Here is a 14,071-nt window from a genome sequence, read left to right as displayed (position 1 = left end):
GACGCGGCCGCCAAACCGGAACGCGCGGTTCCGGCAGGCGGCCTCAGCGGGCGAGCGAGCGGTGCCCGGGCTCACGCCCGGACACGCACCCGGATTCGATTACACCGCGCTGACAGGCGGACGGCGAAGCTATCACAAAATGGATGACGATTGCGTTGAACAAAACTCAATTCGTCACGGCGGCGGCCTGCGAGGCGGTGTTGCTGGCGGTGGCCACGCCGTCGTCGGCCTGCACGCGCACCGACGCGGCCTGCAGGTCGTCGACCCAGTGCGACGGGTTCTGGCGGGCCGGATTGAAGCCGGCGCGCTCGTAGCGGACCAGGTCGGCCCGCACCTGGGCGCGGCTCAGCGGGCCGCTGCCCTGTGCGAAGGAGATCGCGGGGATGACGAAAGCGGCCGCGACGCAGGCGGCCTTCCAGTACGACTTCATGATGTTCCGACTCCAGGGAGCTACGGCCTGCACGCCCCTGCGTGCAAACGTCCGTTGCGGCGTCGGCGGATTCCGTTGCGGGCGGCACGCATGGCGCGCCGCCGCGCTCGGGCCTCGACCGGCGCCCGTCTCCTGCGCCTTGCGGCGCCAGCCTCTTGATCCGGACATCGCACGGCCCGGCGGGCGGCGCGACGATGGCGGTGAACGCGTCATGCGGTGAACGTCGCGCGGCGGGTCGCGCCGCGCGGGCGGAGCCGGCGGCCGGTCGGCCGGGCAGGCTCCACGTTCGGCCCGGAAGGCGCGTTCCACTTCCGGGGAACCGCAATGTACCAGCGACGCAATTGTTTGATTAGACGCCCGAGCCGGCATGGCCTTATGAATGTGATTCATGAATCGGCCGGCGCGGCGCACGGCCCGCGCACGCCGCCGCCGTGCGGGCCGGCATCGCACGCCGATTTCGGGCCGATGGTACGATGCGCTCTCGATATTCCGTTATCCCCCGCCATCCGGCGGCGATCTACCGATGGCACGCGACAATTTCAGCGATCTCCTGGCCTTTCTCGCGGTCGCGCGCGAACGCAGCTTCACCAAGGCCGCCACCCAGCTCGGCGTGTCGCAATCGGCGCTGAGCCACACGATACGCGGGCTCGAGGCGCGGCTCGGCGTGCGGCTGCTGACGCGCACCACGCGCAGCGTCGCCACCACCGAGGCCGGCGAGCGGCTGATGCACGTGGCGGCGCCGCGCTTCGACGAGATCGAAACCGAGCTGAACGCGCTGTCCGAACTACGCGACAAGCCGGTCGGCCTGATCCGCATCACCGCCACCGACCATCCGGTCAACACGATCCTGTGGCCGCGCCTGAAGCCGCTGCTGGCCGATTATCCCGGCCTCAAGATCGAGATGTCGATCGACTACAACCTGTCCGACATCGTCGCGCAGCGCTACGACATCGGCGTGCGCTTCGGCGACCAGGTCGCCAACGACATGATCGCGGTGCGGATCGGCCCCGACGTGCGGATGATGATCGCCGGCTCGCCCGACTATCTCGCGCGCCATCCGGCGCCGAAGTGTCCGCAGGACCTGCTCGACCATGCCTGCATCAACCTGCGGCTGCCCACACGCGGCAGCCTCTACGCGTGGGAGCTGAAGAAGGGCAGGCACGACCTGCTGGTGCGTGTGGACGGGCAGCTGATCTTCAACAGCACGCCGCAGATGCTGGCCGCCGCGCTGGAAGGTTTCGGGCTCACCTACCTGCCCGAGGACGAACTGATGCCGCACGTGCGGGCCGGCAACCTGAAGTGCGTGCTGAAGGAATGGAGCGCGACGTTCCCCGGCTATCACGCCTATTACCCGAGCCGCCGGCAGTCGTCGCGCGCGCTGTCGCTCGTGATCGACGCGCTGAAGCATCGCGACTGAGCTTCGCGCGCGCTCGCGTGACCGCTGCCTCAGCCCGATTCGCCGGTCTTCGCGACCGCGATGTTCATGGTGTGCGGAATCGCGATGCCGTTCTTGACCGCCGTGACCTCGGCGAGGATCGACAGCGCGATCTCGGGCGGCGTGCGGCTGCCGATGTGCAGTCCCGCCGGCCCGTGCAGCCGCGCGAGCTGCGCGGCGTCCAGATCGAACTCGGCCAGCCGCTCGCGGCGCGCGGCGTTGTTGCGGCGCGAGCCGAGCGCGCCGACGTAGAACGCGGGCGTCTTCAGCGCCTCCATCAGCGCGAGGTCGTCGAGCTTCGGATCGTGCGTGAGCGCGATCACGCACGAGCGCGCGTCGAGCCGCATCTCCAGCACCGTGTCGTCGGGCATGGTCCGCACCAGCCGCGTGCCCGGCACGTCCCAGGCCTCGACCTGCTCCTCGCGCGGATCGCACACCGTCACCTGATAGTCGAGCCCGGTCGCGATCCGGCACAGGTAGCGCGACAGCTGCCCCGCGCCGATCACCAGCATCCGGTAGCGCGGCCCATGCACGGTGCGCAGGCTCGCGCCGTCGAACGTCACGCCGTCGGCCGCCGTCACCGCGTGATCGAGCGTCGCCGCGCCGGTGGCGAGCGTAAGCGTGCGCGCCACCAGCCGGCCCGCGTCGATGGCCTCGCACAGCGCCGCGATGCCGCTCGCGGCGCTGAGCGGCTCGAGCACGAGTTCGAGCGTGCCGCCGCACGGCAGGCCGAAGCGGTGCGCCTCGTCGGCGCTGATCCCGTAGCGGATCGTCTCGGGCCGCGCGTCGCACGTGATGCCGGCCTCGCGCACGCGCGCGATCAGGTCGTCCTCGATGCAGCCGCCCGACACCGAGCCGACCGCGCGGCCGTCGTCGCGCAGCGCGAGCAGCGCCCCCACCGGCCGCGGCGACGATCCCCAGGTGCGCACCACGGTGGCCAGCAGCACGCGCCGGCCGGCCGCCAGCCAGCGCGCGCTGGTGCGCAGCACGTCGAGATCGACGCTGTCCATCAGCGGGCCGCCGCCGTCGCGCGGCGCAGCTTCGCGACCTCGTCGGCGCTCACCGCCGGCGCGCCGTTGTTCCAGCCCGCGCGCACGAAGGTCAGCACGTCGGCGATCTGGCGGTCGGTCAGCACGTCGGCGAACTTCGGCATCGGATAGGCAGCCGGCACGCCCGCGATCACGAGATCGGCGGTGCCGTTCAGCGTCACGTTGATCAGCGACGCCGGGTTCGCCTCCAGCAGGTTCGGATTGCCGGCGAGCGGCGCGAGCAGCGGCGCGAACGCGCGGCCGTCGGTGCCGTGGCAGTGCATGCAGTACGCGGCGTAGACGGCCGCGCCCGGATCGCCCGCCGGATGCTTCAGCGCGGCCATGGTGCGCTGCGGATCGTAGCGATACGGCGGCGCGCCGGTGCCGCCCGCGGCCGGCAGCGACTTCAGGTAGCGCGCGATCGCGCTCAGGTCGTCGCCGCTCAGGTACTGCGTGCTGTGGTTGATCGCGTCGGTCATCGCGCCGAACGCGCTGGCATGCGCGTTCGCGCCGGTCTTCAGGAACTGCGCGACGTCGGCCTCGCTCCAGCGGCCGAGCCCGGTGTTGGCCTCGCCGGTCAGGTTCGAGGCGAACCAGTTGTCGAGCAGGCCGCCGGTCAGGAACGCGCTGCCGCGCTCGTCGAGCGCCTTCTCCTGGAAGCCGACGCCGCGCGGCGTGTGGCACGCGCCGCAGTGGCCGAGCCCCTGCACGAAGTAGGCGCCGCGATTCCAGACCGGGTCGTGGTCGGCCTTCGCCTGATAGCGCGTGCCGTCGAGGAACACGAGGTTCCAGAGCTTGAGCGGCCAGCGCATGTTGAGCGGCCAGCGGATCTCGCTGTCGCGGTTGGCCTGCGCGACGGGCGCCACGCCGTGCATGAAGTAGGCGTACATCGCGCGCACGTCGTCGTCGCTGACCTTTGCATACGACGGGTACGGCATCGCCGGATAAAGATTATGGCCGTCCTTCGCCACGCCCTCGCGCAGCGCACGCGCGAAGTCGGCCTCGCTGTAGCCGCCGATGCCGGTGGCCGCGTCGGGCGTGATGTTGGTCGTGTAGATCGCGCCCATCGGCGTGGACATCTTCAGCCCGCCCGCGAACGGCTTGCCCTTCGGCGCCGTATGGCAGGCGATGCAGTCGCCCGCGCGCGCCAGGTATTCGCCGCGCGCGACCAGCGCCGCGTCGTTGCTGCCGTCGGCCACCGCCGCGTGGGCGCCCGGCGCCGTGAACGCGGCGCAGGCCAGTGCCGCCGCGCCGAATGCCCGGCGCAGCCGGTTCGGAATCGTCATCGCCGTCTCCCTCATGCCGTTTTCAGTTGATCGCCCACGGGCAGCCGGTAAAGCCGCTTGCCCGTGGCCGCGTGGATCGCGTTGGCCACCGCCGCCGCGATCGCCGAGGTGCCCGGCTCGCCGATTCCGCCCGGCGCCTCCGCGCTCTTGACGATATGCACGTCGATCTTCGGCGTCTGGTTGATGCGCAGCATCCGGTAGTCGGTGAAGTTGCTCTGCTCGACGCGCCCGTCGCGGATCGTGATCTCGCCGTACAGCGCGGCGGTGATGCCGAACACGATGCCGCCCTGGATCTGCGCCTCGACCGTGTCGGGATTCACCACCATGCCGCAATCGACGGCACAGACCACGCGCTCGACGCTGACCTCGCCGTCGGCCACCGCCACGTCCACGATCATGCTGAAGAAGCTGCCGAACGCGTGCAGCACCGACACGCCGCGGCCGTGCCCGGCCGGCACCGCCTGCCCCCAGCCGGATTCGCGCGCGACCACGTCGAGCACGTTGCGCGCGCGCGGCGTGCGGCCCAGCAGCGAGCGTCGGTAGGCGACCGGGTCGGCCTTCGCGCGCACCGCCAGCTCGTCGATGAAGCTCTCCACCACGAACGCGCTGCGCGTCGGGCCGACGCCGCGCCAGAACGCGGTCGGCACGTGGCGCGGCTCCTGGCGCACGTATTCGATGCGCTGGTTCGGGATCTCGTAGGGCAGGTCGGCGGCCACTTCCACCGCGTCGCTGTCCACGCCGTTCTTCACCGCGCCGGGCGCGAAGCGCGCCATGATCGAGGAGCCGACGATGCGGTGCTGCCACGCCACCGGCTTGCCGTTCGCGTCGACGCCGGCCGAGATCCGGTCGTAGTAGTAAGGCCGATACAGGTCGTGGCGGATATCCTCCTCGCGCGTCCAGACCACCTTGACCGGCGCGTCCACCTGTTTGCCGACCTTCAGCGCCTGCGCGATCATGTCGGTCTCGAGCCGCCGCCCGAAGCCGCCGCCGAGCAGGTGGTTGTGCAGCACGATGCGGCTCTCGTCGAAGCCGGTCACGCGCTTCGCGGCGTCGACCGCGAACCCCGGCACCTGCGTGCCGACCCAGATCTCGCAGCCGTCGCCACGCACGTGGACCGTGCAGTTGACCGGCTCCATCGTGGCGTGCGCGAGGAACGGTTGCTGATACACCGAATCGATGCGCGCGCCGGCCGAGCCGAATGCCTTGGCCACGTCGCCGTCGTTGCGCGCCACGGCGCCGGGGCGCTCGGACTCGCGCGCGAGATCGCCGACGATGTCATCCATCGAGACGCGCGCGCCGTCGCCCTCATGCCATTCGATCACCAGCGCCGAGGCACCGCGCTTGGCGGCCCAGGTATGGTCGCCCACCACCGCCACCGCGTTGTCGACGCGCACCACCTGGCGCACGCCCGGCACGCGCTTCGCCGCGCTGTCGTCGACGCTCGCGACGGTGCCGCCGAACACCGGGCTGTTGACGATCGCCGCGTACAGCATGCCCGGCAGCCGCACGTCGAGCCCGAACTGCGCGGTGCCGTCCACCTTCTCGGGCGAATCGAGCCGCTTCACCGGCTTGCCGATCAGCGTGAACGCCTCGGGCTTCTTCAGCACCACGTCGGTCGGCACCGGCAGCTTCGCGGCCGCGTCGACCAGCGAGCCGTAGCCCGCGCGCCGGCCGCTCGGCGCATGCAGCACCTCGCCGTTCGCCGCGCTGCACGAGGCCGGATCGACCTTCCACTGCTGCGCGGCCGCCGCCACCAGCAGCGTGCGCGCGGTGGCGCCGGCGCGGCGCATCGGCTCCCACGCATAGCGGATCGAGGTTGAGCCGCCGGTCAGCTGGCCGCCGCCCAGCAGCGGGTCGCCGTAGCGCTTCGCGTCGGCCGGCGCATGGTCGAGCACCACGCTGTCGAGCGGTACCTCGAGTTCCTCCGCGATCAGCATCGGGATCGACGTGTAGACGCCCTGCCCCATCTCGACCTTCGGCATCACCAGCGTGACCTGCCCCGCGCGATCGACGCGCACGAACGCGTTCGGCGCGAACAGCCCGGCCGGCGCCTGGTCGGGCGCGTCGCCGCCGATCACCGACGGGCGCGTCGCCCCGCCCGAGGCCGGCACCGCGAAACCGAGCAGCAGGCCGCCGCCGGCCGCCGCGCCGAGCGTGAAGCCGGCCTGCAGGAAGCGGCGCCGCGAGATGCCTGCCGCGTTACCGTCGGCCGCGCTCGCGGCGCGGCTCGCTTCGATGATTCCCGAGGACATGGTCAGGCCTCCCGCGCGGCCAGCTTGATCGCCGCGCGAATCCGGTTGTAGGTGCCGCAGCGGCAGATGTTGCCCGCCATCGCCGCGTCGATGTCGGCGTCGTTCGGGTGCGGGTTCGAGGCCAGCAGCGAGGCGGCCGCCATCACCTGCCCCGACTGGCAGTAGCCGCACTGCACCACGTCGAGCTTGCGCCACGCCTGCTGGACCTTCGCGCCCACCGGCGTCATGCCGACCGCCTCGATCGTGGTGATCTTGCGGCCGGCCACGGCGGCCACCGGCAGCACGCACGAGCGCGCGGCCTCGCCGTCGAGGTGGACGGTGCAGGCGCCGCACTGGGCGATGCCGCAGCCGAATTTCGTGCCGGTCAGGCCGACGAGGTCGCGCAGTACCCAGAGCAGGGGCATGTCGTCGGGCGCGTCGACGCTGTGCGTCACGCCATTGATGTTCAACGTGGTCATCGAAAGCTCCCGGTTTTGTGGGGGAATGGTTGGAGCGTGTCGCGGCAAGGCTTGGGGCGGATCAGGCGTCGCAGTCGGTCAGATCTCGCTGCGGCTGCGGATGCGTAGCGGGCACCGCGTGGGATTGCGTGAAGCGGTTCAGTGCATGCGTTTCGAGTTCGAGCAGCGGCGGCACCACGCTGCGCAGGTGATCGATGAAGGTACGCACCTTCGCCTCGAGATGCCGGCGCGACGGATAGAGCGCGTGGATGCCGTGCGAGCGCAGCCGCCAGCCCGGCAGCACGCGCGCGAGCGTGCCGTCGCGCAGCCCGTCGAGCGCGGTCCACACCGGCAGCGGGCCGATCCCCATGCCCGAGCGCAGCGCGTCGGCCATCGCGTCGGCGATGTTGACGACGAACGGCCAGGGCTGCGCGGGCGTGAAGGTGGCGGACGACACCGGGCCTTCCAGCGCCCAGCTGCCGGCCGGCGCGTTCGGCACCACCAGTTGCAGGCAGGCATGATGGTCGAGGTCCGCCACCGAGGCCGGCACGCCGGCGCGCGCCAGATAGGCGGGCGCCGCGCACAGCACGCTGTGGCTGGTGCCGATGCGCTCGGCGATCAGCGTCGAATCGTCGAGTTCGTTGGCGACGACGAGCGCGAGATCGAAGCCTTCCTCGACCAGATCGGGCATGCGCTGTGCGAGCGTGAGGTCGATCGTGACTTCCGGATAGCACTCGCGGTAGCGCGAAAGACGCGGCACGAGATAGTGGCGGCCGAAGCCCGCGCTCGCATGCACGCGCAGGCGGCCCGACGCGCAGCGCACGGCGCCCGAGGCCTCCGCCTCGGCTTCATCGACCAGATCGAGAATCTGCCGGCAGTGGGCGAGATAGCGCTCGCCGGCTTCGGTCAGCGCCACGCGTCGCGTGGTGCGATTGAGCAGCCGCACGCGCAGCTGGGCTTCGAGGGACGAGATCGCGCGCGAGACCTGTGGCGTTGCAACAAAGGCCGACTGCGCGGCCTTCGTGAAGCTGCCTGTCTCGACCACCTTCACGAACAGGCGCATGTTCTCGAGCGTAGGCATTCGACGTCGCTCCGGAAAAGCAACCGGCGCAACGGGCCGGCAATGTCGCGTGGGGGTGCGACCAGACGGCGCATCATCGCACAGACATTGATGAATGGTCTTCATAAGAGCATGCCGAAAATGCGGCTTTTTTCGGATGAAAGCATTGAGTGACAATACGGCTATCAACACACCGCGCTATATTGTTTCCGCTATAGCGCTATCTCCGGCTACCGGGCGTCCTCCGTCGATGCGGAGGAATTGTTGCGCGTGCATCGATCTCGCGGTGCCGCCTCGTCGAGGACGAATCGGTTGCGCCTGGCGTCGATTTGCTGCGATTCAGCGTGGACCCCGTGGTCAGGCCGCAATCCCGCTGCAATACGCATCCGCGCGACGTCGTCTATATTGGCAATGACCGGGTCCTTCCTTCGTCGTCCTGCCCGGTCGCGGCGCGGCATGCCTGCCTCGCGCCGTGTCGCTGCATCGATCTTCAGAGCCTGAGAGCCGACATCGCCATGTCCCGCCCGTTGCAACGGCGGATCGCGTCGCGCCATCGGTGTTGTCCGTGCGCTTCACATTGCATCCCGTCTTCTCCGGAAAAAGGACCATTCCATGACGCCTTATCGCCCGAGATATCGATCGCGGCTGGCCACCGCGGTCTTCGATCTGCTCAATCCGATCCCGTATGGCCTGTTCGTCGGCACGCTGATCTTCGACATCCTCTACGCCAACACCGCGGACATCCTGTGGGCCAAAGGGGCCGCATGGCAGGTCAGCATCGGGCTCGTGATCGCGATCGTTCCGCGCCTGCTCAATCTCGGCCATGTCTGGCTGCCGTCGCGCCATCCCGTGCTGCGCGTCGAGCGCCTCGATTTCTGGCTGAACCTGGTGGGCATCATCGCCGCGATCGCCAACGCGTTCGTCCACAGCCGCGATGCCTATGCGATCGTGCCGGAGAACGTGATCCTGTCGGTCATCACGGTCGTGCTGCTCGGCCTCGCTCAACTCACGCTCGCGCTCGGCAAGTTCGCGGTGCAGGAGGTCGGCCATGAATAAGCGCATCGGAGCCGCCACCGCCCTCGCGTTCGCCATCGCCCTGCTGTTCGGCGCGTGCAGCGAGAAAGCCAGGTACGATCCCGAGCACCAGGCGGGCGCGAACCCGCCGCTGCCGGGCGCGCAAAACTTCATCGTGCCGCCGATCCAGGTGCCGAAGGGCGTCGGCTGGCAGGATGGTCAGGTGCCGAAGGTGGCGGCCGGGCTCGCCATCGAGAAGATCGCGGGCGGCCTCCAGCATCCGCGGCAGGTCTACGTGCTGCCGAACCAGGACATCCTCGTGGTCGAGGCGAACAGCCCGAGGACGGAGCCCGTGACCACACCGAAGCAGCTGATCGCCGGCATGGTGACGAGCCGCGCCGGCAAGGGCGCGCCGGGCGGCAACCGGATCACGCTGCTGCGCCGCAAGGCCGGCGGCGGCGGATGGGACAAGTACCTGTTCATCGACAAGCTGCATTCGCCGTTCGGCGTGCAGTTGATCGGCGACACGCTCTATGTCGCCGACACCGATGCGCTGCTGAAATTCCCGTATACGCCGGGCCAGACGACGATCGCCGCGCCCGGCGTCGAGCTGGCCGACCTGCCGAGCACCATCAACCATCACTGGACCAAGTCGCTGCTGGCGAGCCCCGACGGCAAGAAGCTCTATGTCGGTGTCGGCTCGAACAGCAACGTCGGGGAAAACGGCCTCGACGTGGAATACCGGCGCGCGGTCGTGCTCGAGGTCGACGTGGCCAGCGGCGCGAGCCGTGTGTTCGCCTCGGGCATCCGCAATCCGACCGGGCTGCAGTGGGAGCCGAAGACAGGCAAGCTCTGGGCCATCGCGAACGAGCGCGATGAAATCGGCGCGGACCTGGTGCCGGACTATCTGACGTCGGTGCAGGAGGGCGGCTTCTATGGCTGGCCGTACAGCTATTACGGACAGCATGTCGATTCACGCGTGATGCCGCAGCGGCCGGATCTGGTGGCCAAGGCGATCAGCCCCGACTATGCGATCGGCTCGCACGTCGCGCCGCTCGGCCTGTGGTTCTATACCGGCAACAACCTGCCGGCCGAGTACCGCGGCGGCGCCTTCATCGGCGAGCACGGCAGCTGGGACCGGTCGCCATTGAGCGGCTACGCGGTGGTCTACGTGCCGTTCGAGAATGGCAAGCCGACCGGCGCGCCGAAACCGGTGGTGACCGGCTTCGTCTCCGATGACGAAAAGCAGTTGCATGGTGCGCCAGTCGGGATCACGCAGGATGGCGATGGCGGCTTGATCATCGCCGACGACGTGGGCGATTCGGTATGGCGGGTGACGAAGGCGCGTTAGATCGCACCGAAGCCGGGCCATTGGTCCGGCGTTTTTGCGTCTGGAAAAGACAAAACCCCCACTGCCTGGGCAGCGGGGGTTTCGAAGAGGAAGCCTGACGATTACCTACTTTCACACGGGCAATCCGCACTATCATCGGCGTAGAGTCGTTTCACGGTCCTGTTCGGGATGGGAAGGGGTGGGACCGACTCGCTATGGTCATCAGGCTAAAGGGGTTGTCGCGTCGCTGGTTGAGCGCCACGACCAATCTGGAAGAAGTAGTGTTGGGTTGTGCTTGTATGGCACGACATGTCGAGCATCCAACCGCTGCGCACCAAGGATGTTGGTGCAAAACAGACCGGTTATAGGATCAAGCCTTACGGGCAATTAGTATCAGTTAGCTGAACGCATTACTGCGCTTACACACCTGACCTATCAACGTCCTGGTCTCGAACGACCCTTCAAGGGGATCAAGTCCCCGGGGATATCTCATCTTAAGGCGAGTTTCCCGCTTAGATGCTTTCAGCGGTTATCTCTTCCGAACATAGCTACCCGGCGATGCCACTGGCGTGACAACCGGTACACCAGAGGTTCGTCCACTCCGGTCCTCTCGTACTAGGAGCAGCCCCCTTCAAATATCCAACGCCCACGGCAGATAGGGACCAAACTGTCTCACGACGTTTTAAACCCAGCTCACGTACCTCTTTAAATGGCGAACAGCCATACCCTTGGGACCGGCTACAGCCCCAGGATGAGATGAGCCGACATCGAGGTGCCAAACACCGCCGTCGATATGAACTCTTGGGCGGTATCAGCCTGTTATCCCCAGAGTACCTTTTATCCGTTGAGCGATGGCCCTTCCATACAGAACCACCGGATCACTATGACCTGCTTTCGCACCTGCTCGACTTGTCGGTCTCGCAGTTAAGCACGCTTATGCCATTGCACTATCAGCACGATTTCCGACCGTACCTAGCGTACCTTCGTACTCCTCCGTTACACTTTGGGAGGAGACCGCCCCAGTCAAACTGCCTACCATGCACTGTCCCCGACCCGGATCACGGGCCAAGGTTAGAACCTCAAACAAACCAGGGTGGTATTTCAAGGACGGCTCCACCGAAACTAGCGTTCCGGTTTCATAGCCTCCCACCTATCCTACACAGATCGGTTCAAAGTCCAATGCAAAGCTACAGTAAAGGTTCATGGGGTCTTTCCGTCTAGCCGCGGGGAGATTGCATCATCACAAACACTTCAACTTCGCTGAGTCTCGGGAGGAGACAGTGTGGCCATCGTTACGCCATTCGTGCAGGTCGGAACTTACCCGACAAGGAATTTCGCTACCTTAGGACCGTTATAGTTACGGCCGCCGTTTACCGGGACTTCAATCAAGAGCTTGCACCCCATCATTTAATCTTCCGGCACCGGGCAGGCGTCACACCCTATACGTCCACTTTCGTGTTTGCAGAGTGCTGTGTTTTTATTAAACAGTCGCAGCCACCAGTTTATTGCAACCCCTTCACCCTTCTGGCGCAGGCCAGTCAAGCTACAGGGGCGTACCTTATCCCGAAGTTACGGTACCAATTTGCCGAGTTCCTTCTCCCGAGTTCTCTCAAGCGCCTTAGAATACTCATCTCGCCCACCTGTGTCGGTTTGCGGTACGGTCACTGTTAAACTGAAGCTTAGAGGCTTTTCTTGGAACCACTTCCGATTGCTTCGCTTCCTAAGAAGCTCGCGCCACACCCTTGAATTCCGCGCCCGGATTTGCCTAAGCGCCTTCTCCAATGCAGCGACCGGGACTTCCAACACCCGGACAACCTTCCGCGATCCGTCCCCCCATCGCATTTAACAATGGTGCAGGAATATTGACCTGCTTCCCATCAGCTACGCATTTCTGCCTCGCCTTAGGGGCCGACTCACCCTACGCCGATGAACGTTGCGTAGGAAACCTTGGGCTTACGGCGAGGGGGCCTTTCACCCCCTTTATCGCTACTCATGTCAGCATTCGCACTTCCGATACCTCCAGCACACTTTACAATGCACCTTCGCAGGCTTACGGAACGCTCTCCTACCATGCGTGCAAGCACGCATCCGCAGCTTCGGTATATAGCTTAGCCCCGTTACATCTTCCGCGCAGGACGACTCGATCAGTGAGCTATTACGCTTTCTTTAAAGGGTGGCTGCTTCTAAGCCAACCTCCTGACTGTTTTAGCCTTCCCACTTCGTTTCCCACTTAGCTATATTTGGGGACCTTAGCTGGCGGTCTGGGTTGTTTCCCTCTTGACACCGGACGTTAGCACCCGATGTCTGTCTCCCGTGATTGCACTCTTCGGTATTCGGAGTTTGCTATGGCGGGGTAATCTGCAATAGACCCCCCAACCATGACAGTGCTCTACCCCCGAAGGTGAGACACGAGGCACTACCTAAATAGTTTTCGGAGAGAACCAGCTATTTCCAAGTTTGTTTAGCCTTTCACCCCTATCCACAGCTCATCCCCTAACTTTTCAACGTTAGTGGGTTCGGACCTCCAGTACGTGTTACCGCACCTTCATCCTGGCCATGGATAGATCACTTGGTTTCGGGTCTACGCCCAGCAACTGAACGCCCTATTCGGACTCGCTTTCGCTACGCCTGCCCTATTCGGTTAAGCTTGCTACTGAACGTAAGTCGCTGACCCATTATACAAAAGGTACGCCGTCACCCCTTACGAGGCTCCGACTGTTTGTATGCATGCGGTTTCAGGATCTATTTCACTCCCCTCCCGGGGTTCTTTTCACCTTTCCCTCACGGTACTGGTTCACTATCGGTCGATCACGAGTATTTAGCCTTGGAGGATGGTCCCCCCATCTTCAGACAGGATTTCACGTGTCCCGCCCTACTTGTCGTACACTTAGTTCTTTCATACTGTTTTCGCCTACAGGGCTATCACCTGCTATGGCCGCACTTTCCAGAGCGTTCGGCTAACAATACAAATAAAGAGTACAGGCTCTTCCCATTTCGCTCGCCACTACTTTGGGAATCTCGGTTGATTTCTTTTCCTGCGGTTACTTAGATGTTTCAGTTCACCGCGTTCGCTTCACATAGCCTATGTATTCAGCTATGGATACTCCAAAAGGAGTGGGTTTCCCCATTCGGACATCTACGGATCAAAGCTTGTTTGCCAGCTCCCCGTAGCTTTTCGCAGGCTACCGCGTCCTTCATCGCCTGTGATCGCCAAGGCATCCACCACATGCACTTGTTCGCTTGACCCTATAACGGGTCTGTCTCGCCTCCCGAGGGAGAGGACAGTCGTTACAGGTTGAGTTCTCGCATTTGTGCCGTATTCCAATCGAGCCGAACATTTAAGTTCGAATCATCTTGAGATACATCGATACAATCACAACCCGGATAGTTTCCACGCCCATCTCAAATAAGCGCTTCCGCTATCCAAATTACTACTTCTTCTAGATTGTTAAAGAACGACAGCCGATAAGTGCAACGTGTGACTTATCCTCTGACTGGCTCAATCGCCAATAAGGAAACCTCGGGTCCAAGCATTCTTGGTCCAAGCCTTCTTTATTGAAGATTGGTGGAGGCAGACGGGATCGAACCGACGACCCCCTGCTTGCAAAGCAGGTGCTCTCCCAGCTGAGCTATGCCCCCATGTGTACAGAGACTTCTCAGGACTACCGCCAGACAATTGGTGGGTCTGGTTGGATTCGAACCAACGACCCCCGCCTTATCAAGACGGTGCTCTAACCGACTGAGCTACAGACCCCTGAGTCTGTCTTGATCAACAGCCGATAAGCGTGAACGCTCAATG

General features: G+C 65.2%; 10 protein-coding genes, 2 tRNA genes and 2 rRNA genes. 3 read left to right on the top strand and 11 right to left on the bottom strand.

Annotation, left to right across the window (positions count from 1 at the left end):
* Positions 1-166: 166 nt before the first annotated feature.
* Positions 167-430 (bottom strand): DUF4148 domain-containing protein, encoded by a 264-nt coding sequence (locus tag BpN12_RS01835; RefSeq protein WP_246793577.1) that lies wholly within the window; start codon positions 428-430, stop codon positions 167-169.
* A 523-nt stretch (positions 431-953) separates the two neighbouring features.
* Here BpN12_RS01835 and BpN12_RS01830 point away from each other — a divergent pair.
* Positions 954-1,847: a LysR family transcriptional regulator gene (locus BpN12_RS01830; RefSeq protein WP_042627101.1), complete on the top strand. Its 894-nt coding sequence runs from the start codon at positions 954-956 to the stop codon at positions 1,845-1,847.
* Between the two features lie 29 nt (positions 1,848-1,876).
* Here the strand turns inward: BpN12_RS01830 and BpN12_RS01825 are convergent, their stop codons facing one another.
* The 6 genes from BpN12_RS01825 to BpN12_RS01800 all read right to left on the bottom strand — a co-directional run bounded on the left by BpN12_RS01825 (position 1,877) and on the right by BpN12_RS01800 (position 8,482).
* Positions 1,877-2,875, bottom strand: coding sequence for an XdhC family protein (locus BpN12_RS01825; protein WP_246793576.1), 999 nt, complete (start codon positions 2,873-2,875; stop codon positions 1,877-1,879).
* The gene (locus BpN12_RS01820) at positions 2,875-4,194 is read right to left on the bottom strand and encodes a cytochrome c (RefSeq protein ID WP_246793575.1); all 1,320 of its coding nucleotides are present in this window, start codon (positions 4,192-4,194) and stop codon (positions 2,875-2,877) included. The genes BpN12_RS01825 and BpN12_RS01820 overlap by 1 nt, the downstream gene beginning before the upstream one ends.
* Entirely contained in the window at positions 4,191-6,431 is a 2,241-nt protein-coding gene (locus BpN12_RS01815) for a xanthine dehydrogenase family protein molybdopterin-binding subunit (RefSeq protein WP_246793574.1), read from the bottom strand. Before BpN12_RS01815 ends, BpN12_RS01820 begins: the two co-directional genes overlap by 4 nt.
* A gap of 2 nt (positions 6,432-6,433) precedes the next feature.
* Positions 6,434-6,889 carry a (2Fe-2S)-binding protein gene (locus BpN12_RS01810; RefSeq protein ID WP_042627097.1) on the bottom strand — a complete coding sequence of 152 codons (456 nt, stop codon included), beginning with the start codon at positions 6,887-6,889 and terminating at the stop codon, positions 6,434-6,436.
* 61 nt (positions 6,890-6,950) lie between these two features.
* Entirely contained in the window at positions 6,951-7,949 is a 999-nt protein-coding gene (locus tag BpN12_RS01805; protein ID WP_246793573.1) for a LysR family transcriptional regulator, read from the bottom strand.
* Between the two features lie 209 nt (positions 7,950-8,158).
* Positions 8,159-8,482, bottom strand: a complete 324-nt coding sequence (locus BpN12_RS01800; protein WP_246793572.1) for a hypothetical protein — start codon at positions 8,480-8,482, stop codon at positions 8,159-8,161.
* 58 nt (positions 8,483-8,540) lie between these two features.
* On the opposite strand from BpN12_RS01800, the gene BpN12_RS01795 reads away from it, so the two are divergent.
* Together BpN12_RS01795 and BpN12_RS01790 are read left to right on the top strand one after the other, a co-directional pair.
* A complete protein-coding gene (locus BpN12_RS01795) occupies positions 8,541-8,984 on the top strand; it encodes a DUF2231 domain-containing protein (RefSeq protein WP_246793571.1) in 444 nt (147 codons plus the stop codon).
* A complete protein-coding gene (locus BpN12_RS01790) occupies positions 8,977-10,293 on the top strand; it encodes a PQQ-dependent sugar dehydrogenase (RefSeq protein ID WP_246793570.1) in 1,317 nt (438 codons plus the stop codon). The genes BpN12_RS01795 and BpN12_RS01790 overlap by 8 nt, the downstream gene beginning before the upstream one ends.
* Positions 10,294-10,385: 92 nt before the next feature.
* Here BpN12_RS01790 and rrf read toward each other — a convergent pair.
* The 4 genes from rrf to BpN12_RS01770 form a co-directional block, all read right to left on the bottom strand.
* A 5S ribosomal RNA gene (gene rrf, locus BpN12_RS01785) occupies positions 10,386-10,499 on the bottom strand.
* A gap of 139 nt (positions 10,500-10,638) precedes the next feature.
* A 23S ribosomal RNA gene (locus BpN12_RS01780) occupies positions 10,639-13,518 on the bottom strand.
* A gap of 317 nt (positions 13,519-13,835) precedes the next feature.
* Positions 13,836-13,911 (bottom strand) — tRNA-Ala (locus tag BpN12_RS01775).
* A 38-nt stretch (positions 13,912-13,949) separates the two neighbouring features.
* A tRNA-Ile gene (locus BpN12_RS01770) sits at positions 13,950-14,026 on the bottom strand.
* Between the last annotated feature and the right edge of the window lie 45 nt (positions 14,027-14,071).

This window comes from Burkholderia perseverans (assembly GCF_022870505.1).
Taxonomy (GTDB): Bacteria; Pseudomonadota; Gammaproteobacteria; order Burkholderiales; family Burkholderiaceae; genus Burkholderia; species Burkholderia plantarii.
The sequence above is the reverse complement of the archived record's forward strand: the minus strand, read 5'-3'. Positions and strand labels throughout refer to the sequence as shown.

Bases quoted from the DNA above. Each gene is read 5' to 3' on its own strand.
- BpN12_RS01835 (WP_246793577.1), bottom strand. From the start codon at position 430: ATGAAGTCGTACTGGAAGGCCGCCTGCGTCGCGGCCGCTTTCGTCATC.
- BpN12_RS01830 (WP_042627101.1), top strand. From the start codon at position 954: ATGGCACGCGACAATTTCAGCGATCTCCTGGCCTTTCTCGCGGTCGCG.
- BpN12_RS01825 (WP_246793576.1), bottom strand. From the start codon at position 2,875: ATGGACAGCGTCGATCTCGACGTGCTGCGCACCAGCGCGCGCTGGCTG.
- BpN12_RS01820 (WP_246793575.1), bottom strand. From the start codon at position 4,194: ATGAGGGAGACGGCGATGACGATTCCGAACCGGCTGCGCCGGGCATTC.
- BpN12_RS01815 (WP_246793574.1), bottom strand. From the start codon at position 6,431: ATGTCCTCGGGAATCATCGAAGCGAGCCGCGCCGCGAGCGCGGCCGAC.
- BpN12_RS01810 (WP_042627097.1), bottom strand. From the start codon at position 6,889: ATGACCACGTTGAACATCAATGGCGTGACGCACAGCGTCGACGCGCCC.
- BpN12_RS01805 (WP_246793573.1), bottom strand. From the start codon at position 7,949: ATGCCTACGCTCGAGAACATGCGCCTGTTCGTGAAGGTGGTCGAGACA.
- BpN12_RS01800 (WP_246793572.1), bottom strand. From the start codon at position 8,482: ATGGCGCGACGCGATCCGCCGTTGCAACGGGCGGGACATGGCGATGTC.
- BpN12_RS01795 (WP_246793571.1), top strand. From the start codon at position 8,541: ATGACGCCTTATCGCCCGAGATATCGATCGCGGCTGGCCACCGCGGTC.
- BpN12_RS01790 (WP_246793570.1), top strand. From the start codon at position 8,977: ATGAATAAGCGCATCGGAGCCGCCACCGCCCTCGCGTTCGCCATCGCC.